The sequence below is a fragment of the Planomonospora algeriensis genome, from assembly GCF_977012225.1.
Map to the genome: position 1 here is coordinate 1 of NZ_CDRNDK010000223.1, position 10266 is coordinate 10266.

Below are 10266 nucleotides of genomic sequence, written 5' to 3' on the forward strand. Positions count from 1 at the left end.
GTCCGGCGGCGGGATCAGCCCCAGGTGGTGCCAGGCCGCGGCCGTCGCCACCCGGCCGCGGGGGGTGCGGGCCAGCAGGCCCTGCCGTACCAGGAACGGCTCGGCGACCACCTCCACCGTCTCCGGCTCCTCCCCCACCGCGACCGCCAGGGTGGACAGGCCGACCGGCCCGCCGCCGAACCTGCGCAGCAGCACGTCCAGCACCGCCCGGTCCAGCCGGTCCAGTCCTTGGGCGTCGACCTCGTAGAGGTTCAGCGCGGCCGCGGCGACCTCCCTGGTGATCACCCCGTCGGCGCGGACCTCGGCGAAGTCGCGCACCCGGCGCAGCAGCCGGTTGGCGATGCGGGGCGTGCCCCGCGAACGCCCGGCGATCTCGTGCGCCGCGTCCTCCGGGAGCTCCAGCCCGAGCAGCCGCGACGAGCGGTGCAGCACCTGCTCCAGCTCGGCGGTCTCGTAGAAGTCCATGTGCGCGACGAAGCCGAACCGGTCGCGCAGCGGCGCGGGCAGCAGCCCTGCCCGGGTGGTGGCCCCGACCAGGGTGAAGGGCGCGATCTCCAGCGGGATCGCGGTCGCGCCCGGCCCCTTGCCCACCACGATGTCGACCCGGAAGTCCTCCATCGCGAGGTAGAGCATCTCCTCGGCCGGGCGGGCCATCCGGTGGATCTCGTCGATGAACAGGACCTCGCCCTCCGACAGCGTCGAGAGGATCGCCGCCAGGTCGCCCGCCCGCTCCAGCGCCGGTCCGGAGGTGATGCGGAGCGGCACCCCCAGCTCGGTCGCGATGATCATCGACAGGGTCGTCTTGCCGAGTCCCGGCGAGCCGCTCATCAGCACGTGGTCGGCGCCGCCCGCGGCGCAGCGCGCTGTGCAGCACCAGCGAGAGCTGCTCGCGCACCCGCGCCTGGCCGATGAACTCGTCCAGCCGCTTGGGCCGCAGCGCGGCCTCGATCAGCCGCTCGTCGCCCTCGGCCTCCGGCGACACCAGATCCCGGTCGGAACTCACCTCGGACCACCCTCGCTCATCGCACGCTCAGGGCGCGCAGCGCCGCCTTCAGCAACGCCGCGACCTGGGGGACGCGGCCCTCGGCCGCGTCGGCGTCGGCCTGCGGGCTCACCGCGGCGACCGCCTCGTCGGCGTCCTTGGCGGAGTATCCCAGCCCGATCAGCCCCGAGTGGACCTGGTCCCGCCAGGCCGGCGCGGCGGCGCGGCCGTTGAGGGCGGCGCTGACCGCCTCCTCCGGGGTGCCCAGCTTGTCCTTGAGGTCGACGATGATCCGCTGGGCGCCCTTGGGGCCCACTCCCGGCACCCGGGTCAGCGCCTTGACGTCGGCCGCGGCCACGGCCACCCGCAGCGCGTTGGGCGTGTGCACCGCCAGCATGGCCAGCGCCACCTTGGGGCCGACGCCGCTCGCGGCCTGCAGCATCTCGAAGACGCCGCGCTCGTCGTCGTCGGCGAAGCCGAACAGCGTGAGGGAGTCCTCGCGGACCACCAGCGAGGTGGCCAGGGCCGCCTCCTCCCCCACCCGCAGCGTCGCGAGCGTGCCCGGGGTGCAGTGCACCAGCACACCCACACCGCCGACCTCGACGACGGCCCTGTCATGCGCGAGCGAGGCCACCCGGCCCCGCACCGAGGCGATCACTTCGCGGTTCCTCTCGAGTGTCCGGCGCGGCCGCGGCCGCGGAAATAGGCCGCCGCGGTCGTGCCGGGGCCGGTCTTCGTCCTGGCCAGCGCCTCGGCCAGGCGGCTCTGCGCCCCGCCCCGCCAGACGTGGCAGATGGCGAGGGCGAGCGCGTCGGCCGCGTCGGCGGGCTTGGGCATCGCGTCGAGCCGCAGCAGCCTGGTCACCATGGTGCCGACCTGCTGCTTGTCGGCCGTGCCGCTGCCGGTGATGGCGGCCTTGACCTCCGACGGGGTGTGCAGCGCCACGGGGATGCCCCGCCGCGAGGCGCACAGGATCGCGACGGCCGAGGCCTGCGCCGTGCCCATCACGGTCCGGAGGTTGTGCTGGGCGAAGACCCGCTCCACGGCCACGGCGTCCGGCTCCAGCTCGTCGAGCCACTGCTCGATGCCGGCCTCGACGGCCACCAGGCGGGCGCCGATCTCCTCGTCGGCCGCCGTGCGCACGACTCCGACCTTCACCAGGTTCAGCGGCGCGCCGGGACGTCCCTCCACGGCTCCGAGCCCGCACCGGGTCAGCCCCGGATCGACTCCCATCACCCGCAGCTCGGGCAGACGCACCGACACCCCTCCCACCCGCCGAACACCTGTTCGGTGCCCGACTCTACCGCCTGGTCGCGCCCCGCGCACGGAGCCCGCCGCAAGGGCCCCGCCCATCGAGGACCCGGGGCCCGGGAACCGCCCCGCCCCGTTCCCGGCCCGCGGCCCGAGGATCGGTCGCCGCGTTCCCCTCCCGGCGGAGACCCCGCCCGGGGCCGCTCAGAGGTGCTGGGCGGCGGCCTCCTTCTCGTCGTCCCCGGCCGCCCTCTCCCGCAGCCGGTCCAGCCGGGCCATCACCGGCGTCGCCGTGACTCCGTGCAGCACCAGCGAGGCCAGCACGGTGAAGGCCACCACCGCCCAGAGCTCCTCGGCGGGCACGCCGAAGTCGGCGTGGCCGAGCGCGTAGGCCAGGTAGTACAGCGAGCCGATGCCCCGGATGCCGAAGAAGGCGATCACCCCGCCCTCGCGCGGGCCCGCCCGGCCGCGCAGCCCGGCCAGCCAGCCGGTCAGCGGCCGGACCACCAGCAGCAGCGCCAGCCCGGCCGCCGCACCCTGCCAGGTGAGCGCGGCCAGGCCCCCGGTCGCGATGAACCCGCCGAGCAGCAGGATCAGCCAGGCGGTGAGCAGCCGCTCGATCTGCTCGATGAACCCGTGGAGCACCCCGTTGTAGCCGTGGGTGCGCTCGGCGGCCCTGATCGTGCAGGCGGTCACGAACACCGCGATGAAGCCGTAGCCGCCCGCCAGCTCGGTGACGCCGTACGCCAGGAACGTCGCGGCCAGCGCGACGAAGCCGTCCCGGTGCTCGGCCAGCCGCAGGTCCGACACCTTCGCGCGGAAGAACAGGCGGCCGAGCAGCGTACCGGCCCCCAGCCCGCCCGCCACGCCCACCGCGACCTTGTAGAGCAGGTCGACCAGGATCCACTCGCCGGCCCATCCGGCGCCTCCGCCGGCCAGGGCCAGGGCGATCGCGGCGTAGACGAACGGGAAGGCCAGTCCGTCGTTGAGGCCGGCCTCGGAGGTGAGGGTGAAGCGCACCTCGTCGTCGGCCTTCTCCGAGTCGACCGGCTCACCGACCTGCACGTCGGAGGCGAGCACCGGGTCGGTCGGCGAGAGCACCGCGCCGAGCAGCAGCGCCGCGGCCCACGGCCAGTCCAGCAGGCCGTGCAGGACCAGTGCGACCGCCGCCACGCTCAGCGGCATCGTCCACGCCAGCAGGCGCCAGGTGGACCCCCAGCCGCGCCACCCGAAGGGCCGGTTGATCGCCAGCCCCGCGCCCATCAGCGAGATGATCACGCAGATCTCGGTGGCGTGCTCGGTGAAGGCCCGGTGCGCCACCGGGTCGGGGGCGGGCAGGTCGAGCGGGAGGAGGTAGAGGAGCGCCCCGCCGGCCAGGCACGCCAGCGGCAGCGAGAAGGGGCGCCGCCGGAGCACGCGCGGCAGCACGGCCGCGAGCAGGGCGCCGGCGCCCGCCAGCGCGAAGACCAGATCCGAGTTCGCCATGGTCCAGCCGAATTACCCGTACGGACGGGGGCAAACCTCGCAGAACGCGGGAAGGGCGCCGGAGACGGAGAGCGCCCCTCCGAAAGCGGAGGGGCGCCCGGCGGTCAGGCTTCGAGCTTCTCCATGACCTCGTCGGAGACGTCGAAGTTGGCCCACACGTTCTGCACGTCGTCGCTGTCCTCGAGCGCGTCGATCAGGCGGAAGACCTTGCGCGCGCCCTCCTCGTCCAGGGCGACGTTCATCGTCGGCATGAAGCTCGACTCCGCCGAGTCGTAGTCGATCCCGGCGTCCTGCAGGGCCTTGCGCACCGGGACGAGGTCACCGGCCTCGGAGACGACCTCGTAGGTGTCGCCCAGGTCGTTGACCTCCTCGGCGCCCGCGTCGAGGACCGCCGTCAGCACGTCGTCCTCCGACAGCCCGCCCTTGGGGACGATCACGACGCCCTTGCGGTTGAACATGTAGGACACCGAGCCGGGGTCGGCCAGGGAGCCGCCGTTGCGGGTCAGCGCGACCCGGACCTCGGAGGCGGCGCGGTTGCGGTTGTCGGTGAGGCACTCGATCAGCACCGCGACGCCGCCGGGGGCGTAGCCCTCGTACATGATGGTCTGCCAGTCGGCGCCGCCCGCCTCCAGGCCGCCGCCGCGCTTGCGCGCGCGCTCGATGTTGTCGATCGGGACGGAGCTCTTGCGCGCCTTGGTGATGGCGTCGTACAGCGTCGGGTTGCCGTCCGGGTCGGGACCACCGGTCCGGGCGGCGACCTCGATGTTCTTGATGAGCTTGGCGAACAGCTTGCCCCGCTTGGAGTCAAGCGCGGCCTTCTTGTGCTTCGTCGTCGCCCATTTGGAGTGGCCGGACATCGCCTAGAACTCCCTCACCATTTCAACAAAGTACGAATGCACGCCGGCGTCCCCGGTCAGCTCCGGATGGAAGGACGTGGCGAGCAGCGGCCCCTGGCGGACCGCGACGATCCTATCCCCAGGTTCGGCCCGGGCCAGCACCTCCACCGAGGAACCGACCGATTCCACCCAGGGGGCGCGGATGAACACCGCGCGCAGCGGGCCCCGGCCGGCGAAGTCGAGGTCGGCCTCGAAGGAGTCGACCTGGCGGCCGAAGGCGTTGCGGCGGACGGTCATGTCGATGCCGCCGAAGCTCTGCTGACCTGCGGCGCCGTCCTCGATCCGGTCGGCCAGCATGATCATCCCGGCGCAGGAGCCGTAGACGGGCATGCCGCCCGCGATGCGCGCCCGGACGGGTTCGAGCATGTCGAACGTGACCGCGAGCTTCCACATGGTCGTGGACTCCCCGCCGGGGACGACCAGTGCGTCGACGGTCTCCAGCTCCCCGGGGCGCCGTACGGTCACCGCCTTCGCGCCCGCCTCCTCCAGCGCGTGCACGTGCTCGCGCACGTCTCCCTGGAGGGCGAGCACACCGATCGTGGGCACAGGCATCCTTTCGTCCGGCTCGTCTGGTTCGCCCTACGAGCGTAACCGCTGCCGTCCGGTGCGCCGCCCGATCCGGCCGCCCGGGGCCGGCACCGGGCGGCCGGAGCCCGCGGCGGCGGGAGGAACCCTCAGAACGCGCCGGAGGCGGCACCCTGACGGATGCCGCCTCCGGGGAAGTCGCCCTCCGGGTGGCTACCAGCCGCGCTCGGCCAGGCGGTGCGGGACCGGGATGTCGTCGACGTTGATGCCGACCATGGCCTCGCCCAGGCCGCGGGAGACCTTGGCCACGACGTCCGGGTCGTCGTGGAACGTGGTGGCCTTGACGATGGCGGCGGCGCGCTGGGCCGGGTTGCCAGACTTGAAGATGCCCGAGCCGACGAACACGCCCTCGGCGCCGAGCTGCATCATCATCGCGGCGTCGGCGGGGGTGGCGATGCCGCCCGCGGTGAACAGCACGACGGGCAGCTTGCCGGTCCTGGCGACCTCGGCGACCAGTTCGTACGGCGCCTGCAGTTCCTTGGCCGCGACGTAGAGCTCGTCCTCGGGCAGGGAGGACAGGCGCCTGAGCTCGCCGCGGATCGTGCGCATGTGGGTGACGGCGTTGGAGACGTCGCCGGTGCCGGCCTCGCCCTTGGAGCGGATCATGGCCGCGCCCTCGGTGATGCGGCGCAGCGCCTCGCCCAGGTTGGTCGCACCGCAGACGAAGGGCACGGTGAACTGCCACTTGTCGATGTGGTTGGCGTAGTCGGCGGGGGTGAGCACCTCGGACTCGTCGATGTAGTCCACGCCCAGCGACTGCAGGACCTGGGCCTCGACGAAGTGGCCGATGCGGGCCTTGGCCATGACGGGGATCGAGACGGCCTCGATGATGCCGTCGATCATGTCGGGGTCGCTCATCCGGGAGACGCCGCCCTGGGCGCGGATGTCGGCGGGGACGCGCTCCAGCGCCATGACGGCGACGGCGCCCGCGTCCTCGGCGATCTTGGCCTGCTCGGCGTTGACGACGTCCATGATGACGCCGCCCTTGAGCATCTCGGCCATGCCGCGCTTCACCCGGGCGGTTCCGGTGATGGCGGTCTCGGTGACTTCGGGCGTGCTGCTGGACACGGTCTCTACCTCACGACGACTGGGGTTGCTGCGGACACGGGCCGCCCGCGGGGCGGCCACCACACGCTTCATCGTAGGCGCTGGCCCGCGTGTTCTCCCACACCACCCTGTCGCACTCCGGCGCCCGGCTTGGACACCCTGTACGGCTCGCCCGCGGGCGGGCGGCCCGCCGGGGGACGCGTCGGAGGACCGGCCGGGACCGGAGGGCGACGGGCCAGGGTCAGGGTCAGGGGGTGACCGGCCGGGACCGGGGAGCGGCGGGCACGGATCAGGGGGTGACCGGCCTGGGCGCGGCGAGGACGATCCAGACCTGGCCGGGGGCGAAGTTCATCGGCTCGCCGCTCTCGGTGGTGAAGACCGTGCCGTCCTCCTCCTTCGCCCGGCTCCACCGCGCCTTGAACGCCTGGCCGTCGCGCAGGACGACCGCCCGGCCCTTGCCGGTGGTGTGGACCAGGGGGGTGTAGCTCTGGTTCTTGTCGTGGAACTGCGAGCGCTCGGTCTTGGTGTACTGCACGACGATCGTGGGGGCGCCGAGCTGGCCGCCCTCGGCCGCCATGTCCTTCTCCCCGTCCTGCCAGATCAGCCACTTGCCGGCCTTCTCCGACCAGCCGAAGGTGAACCGGGCCGCGGGGTACTTCACGCTGTAGGTCTTGCGGGGCGTCCCGCCCTCGGCCGGGGCGTCGCCGAAGGTGAGGCCGATATCCTTGGCCCTGCTCGCCTTGGGCGCCGCGGCCAGCAGCTTCCTGGTGTCGGCGAACAGGTTGTAGGGGGCGTAGCGGCCGGGCTGGCGGAAGTAGGCCCCCGGGACGCGGCTGTCGGAGACGTCGAACAGCGATGCCTCGGCGATGAACGGGAGCATCTTGGTCTGCGCGCCGGAGTAGGCGAAGGCGGGCCTGCCGAACTGCGGGGCGAGGTGCAGGTCGGAGATCCGGGCGCTGCGCACGGGTCCGATCTTGGCCGGGATCTTCGAGGAGAAGACGGCGATCAGCCGGGTCAGCCCCGCCTCGACCTGCGTGACGTAGACGATGTCCGCGCTCTTGAGCCCGAGCTGGGGCTTGCCCGCCGAGGTGTTCTCGATCTTCGCGGCGAGGACCGGCCTGCGGGCCGCGCCGGGCAGCCCGGTGAACGGGTGGACCGGCTCCGGGGTCGGGGTGGGGGCCGGGGAGGCGGCGGCCGCCTGGGGGTTCCTGCCCGGAGCGGGCTCGTCGGACGAGCAGGCCGCGGCCGGCGCCACGACGGCCGCTCCGGCCAGGGTGACGGCGATCATCCGGGGTAGCCGCACGGTCATCTCCTCAGGTGGGCAAGAAATCGCCAAGAGCTTACCGGCGCCCGACTTGTCGGATGTTCCGCTTCTATAGCGATTTCATGTAGGCAGCCTGGGAGTCCCGGCCTGCGGGAACCGCCCCGGGATCCGGCTCACTCCGCCGCCAGGGCCTGCGGCGGGGCGTCGTCGATCTCGAAGAAATCCGGGTAGGCGGTGTGCCCGGCCAGCCGGAGCGTGCGGGCCAGCCAGCGGCGCTGGGCCGCCCGCGTCACGCCGACCGCGTTGTTGTAGAAGCGCCGGGCGTAGACGACCTTGGCGACCGCGGCGTCGAGCTCCTGCAGCAGCTCCGAACCGGCCGGGGTCTCGGCCGCCTTCTCCCGGAAGCGCTCCTGGTCGAGCACCGCCCGCAGCGCCCGCGACAGCTCGCTCTCGGCGTGCTCGCGCTCCTCCGGCCCCGCCGTACGGGCCTCGTGGGCGGCGGCGGCCAGCAGCAGGCTCGTCGCCGGGTCCAGGATCCGGGAGCCGGCCAGCTCCAGGCAGACCGCGGCCCGCCGTACCAGGGCGGCGTCCAGGGACTCGCGGGCCAGCTCCAGCCGGATGTGCAGGCGGTCCAGCCGGCCCGCCCGCCAGGAGACGTAGACGGCGGTGAGCACCACGATCACGCCCACCACCAGGATCGTCGTGGCCGTCACTGCGCGTCGTCCTCCTCGACTCCGGCCGGGACCGCCACCGTCTCGTAGACGCGGGCGACGTCGCGGGCGACCGTGGACCAGTCGTACTTCCACACGGCGGTGCGCGCCTCGTCCGAGAGCTTGGCGCGGCGCGCGGGGTCGTCCAGCAGCGCGGCGGCCTCGCGGGCGAGCGAGGCGGCGTTCCCCGTCTCGAACAGCGCCCCCGCCTGGCCCTCGTCGAGGACCTTGCGGAAGGCCGGGATGTCGCTGGCCAGGATCGCGGCCCCGGCCGACATCGCCTCGGTCAGCACGATCCCGAAGCTCTCCCCGCCCAGGTTGGGCGCGCAGAAGACGTCGACCGAGTGGTAGGCGCGGACCTTGTCCTCCTCGCTGACCATGCCCAGCAGCTCGACCCGGTCGTGGAAGGTGGCCGGCACCCGCTCCAGCACCTCGTCGGCGTCGCCGGGACCGGCGATGAGCAGGCGCAGCTCCGGCCGCTGGGGCGCCAGCAGCGCGAACGCCTCCAGCAGCACGGGCAGGCCCTTGCGGGGCTCGTCCATCCGGCCGAGGAAGCCGATCACCTCGCCGCCCGCCGCGCGCGGCAGCGGCTCGGCCTCGGTGTAGCGGCGGACCGTCACCCCGTTGGGGATCAGTACGGCGTCGCCGCCGATGAACTCCACCAGCGTCTTCCTGGCCGCGTCCGACACGGCGATCCTGGCGCTGATCTTCTCCAGCGCGCTCATGATCACCGGGGTGGCGACCGAGAAGGCGCGCGAGCGCCCGTAGGAGGCGTGGAAGGTCGCCACGATCGGCCCCCTGGCCACCCAGCAGGCCAGCAGGCCGACCGAGGGGATGAACGGCTCGTGCACGTGCAGGACGTCGAAGCGCCCGTCGCGCACCCAGCGGCGCACCCGGTTCGCCGACAGGAAGCCGAACGACATCCGCGCCACCGACCCGTTGAAGGAGACCGGGACCGGGCGGCCCACCGAGGTGACGTAGCCGGGCAGCTCCTCGTCGTCGGCGGCGGGGGCGATCACCGAGACCTGGTGGCCCTCCTCCATGAGCGCCTCGGTGAGGTCGCGGATGTGCACCTGGACCCCGCCCGGGACGTCCCAGGCGTAGGGGCAGACGATGCCGATCCTCATGCGCGGGGCTCCAGGTCCTCGAGCCAGAGGCGCTGGAGCATGTGCCAGTCCTGGGGGTGGGCGGAGATGCCCCGCTCGAAGGCGGCCGCCAGGCTCTGCATGGCCGCCGCCGTCCGCTCCTGGCGGGTGCCCTCGTCGGGGATCGCGATCTCCTCGTGGATGTCCAGGCCCCAGTCGCGCCCGTGGAAGTACGGGATGGCGGGCAGCAGCGCGGCGCCGGTGTGCACGGCCAGCAGGCCGGGCCCGGCGGGCATCCGGGTGGCGGAGCCGAAGAAGGAGACCTCGATCCCCCTGGCGGTCAGGTCGCGTTCGGCGGGCAGCGCGACCGCCCTGCCGGCCCGCAGCCGCTGCGCCAGCGTGCCGAAGTTCTGGCCGTCGCCGCCGGTCAGCGGGAGCACCTCCATGCCGAGGCCCTCGCGGAAGGCGGTGTAGCGGCGGAACAGCGACTCGGGCTTGAGCCGCTCGGCGACGGTCGTGAACGGGTGCCCCGAGCCGATGAGCCAGGCCCCCGCCTGGTCCCAGTTGCCCATGTGCGGCAGCGCGAGCACCACGCCGCGCCCCTTGTCCAGGTTCTCGAAGATCCGCTCCGCGCCGTCGACGCGGGTGCGCGCGACGATCTCCGCCTTCGGCACGGACGGGAGCCGGAAGACCTCGTGGAAGTAGCGGAAGTAGGAGCGCATGCCCTCGCGGCTCAGCGCGCGCACGGCCGGGTCGTCGGGCGAGGTCCCCCGGACCCGGGCCAGGTTCGCCTCCAGCCGGCGCACCGAGGGGCCCCGCCGCTTCCACAGGCGGTCGGCCGCGGCGTCGAAGGCCCGGCCGGTCAACCGCTCGGGCAGGTGCGGCACGAGCGCCCAGCCGGCGCCGAACCCGGCCGCGACCAGGCGGTCCTGCACGGACGGCTGGGACGGCCGGGAGGGCG

General features: G+C 73.5%; 10 protein-coding genes and 1 pseudogene. All 11 read right to left on the reverse strand.

The features are described 5' to 3' along the window. Window positions 1-1003, reverse strand: a pseudogene (gene ruvB, locus ACWJ6R_RS21445) (Holliday junction branch migration DNA helicase RuvB); the annotation flags it as partial. Between the two features lie 16 nt (window positions 1004-1019). Next, on the reverse strand, window positions 1020-1640 hold the full coding sequence (ruvA, locus tag ACWJ6R_RS21450) for a Holliday junction branch migration protein RuvA (RefSeq protein ID WP_449063947.1): 621 nt from the start codon (window positions 1638-1640) through the stop codon (window positions 1020-1022). Beyond that, window positions 1637-2224: a crossover junction endodeoxyribonuclease RuvC gene (ruvC, locus tag ACWJ6R_RS21455; protein WP_449063954.1), complete on the reverse strand. Its 588-nt coding sequence runs from the start codon at window positions 2222-2224 to the stop codon at window positions 1637-1639. The genes ruvA and ruvC overlap by 4 nt, the downstream gene beginning before the upstream one ends. Window positions 2225-2437: 213 nt before the next feature. Continuing rightward, the gene (locus ACWJ6R_RS21460) at window positions 2438-3718 is read right to left on the reverse strand and encodes a cation:proton antiporter (RefSeq protein ID WP_449063948.1); all 1281 of its coding nucleotides are present in this window, start codon (window positions 3716-3718) and stop codon (window positions 2438-2440) included. Between the two features lie 104 nt (window positions 3719-3822). Next, a complete protein-coding gene (locus ACWJ6R_RS21465) occupies window positions 3823-4575 on the reverse strand; it encodes a YebC/PmpR family DNA-binding transcriptional regulator (protein WP_449063949.1) in 753 nt (250 codons plus the stop codon). Between the two features lie 3 nt (window positions 4576-4578). Continuing rightward, window positions 4579-5166 (reverse strand): pyridoxal 5'-phosphate synthase glutaminase subunit PdxT, encoded by a 588-nt coding sequence (gene pdxT / locus ACWJ6R_RS21470; RefSeq protein WP_449063950.1) that lies wholly within the window; start codon window positions 5164-5166, stop codon window positions 4579-4581. A gap of 186 nt (window positions 5167-5352) precedes the next feature. Further along, window positions 5353-6267, reverse strand: a complete 915-nt coding sequence (gene pdxS / locus ACWJ6R_RS21475; RefSeq protein WP_189239364.1) for a pyridoxal 5'-phosphate synthase lyase subunit PdxS — start codon at window positions 6265-6267, stop codon at window positions 5353-5355. Window positions 6268-6535: 268 nt separating this feature from the next. Beyond that, the gene (locus ACWJ6R_RS21480) at window positions 6536-7555 is read right to left on the reverse strand and encodes a DUF3048 domain-containing protein (RefSeq protein WP_449063951.1); all 1020 of its coding nucleotides are present in this window, start codon (window positions 7553-7555) and stop codon (window positions 6536-6538) included. A gap of 128 nt (window positions 7556-7683) precedes the next feature. Then, on the reverse strand, window positions 7684-8223 hold the full coding sequence (locus ACWJ6R_RS21485) for a hypothetical protein (protein WP_449063952.1): 540 nt from the start codon (window positions 8221-8223) through the stop codon (window positions 7684-7686). Then, on the reverse strand, window positions 8220-9347 hold the full coding sequence (locus tag ACWJ6R_RS21490) for a glycosyltransferase family 4 protein (protein WP_449063953.1): 1128 nt from the start codon (window positions 9345-9347) through the stop codon (window positions 8220-8222). The genes ACWJ6R_RS21485 and ACWJ6R_RS21490 overlap by 4 nt, the downstream gene beginning before the upstream one ends. Beyond that, window positions 9344-10240 carry a phosphatidylinositol mannoside acyltransferase gene (locus ACWJ6R_RS21495; protein ID WP_449063955.1) on the reverse strand — a complete coding sequence of 299 codons (897 nt, stop codon included), beginning with the start codon at window positions 10238-10240 and terminating at the stop codon, window positions 9344-9346. Before ACWJ6R_RS21495 ends, ACWJ6R_RS21490 begins: the two co-directional genes overlap by 4 nt. Between the last annotated feature and the right edge of the window lie 26 nt (window positions 10241-10266).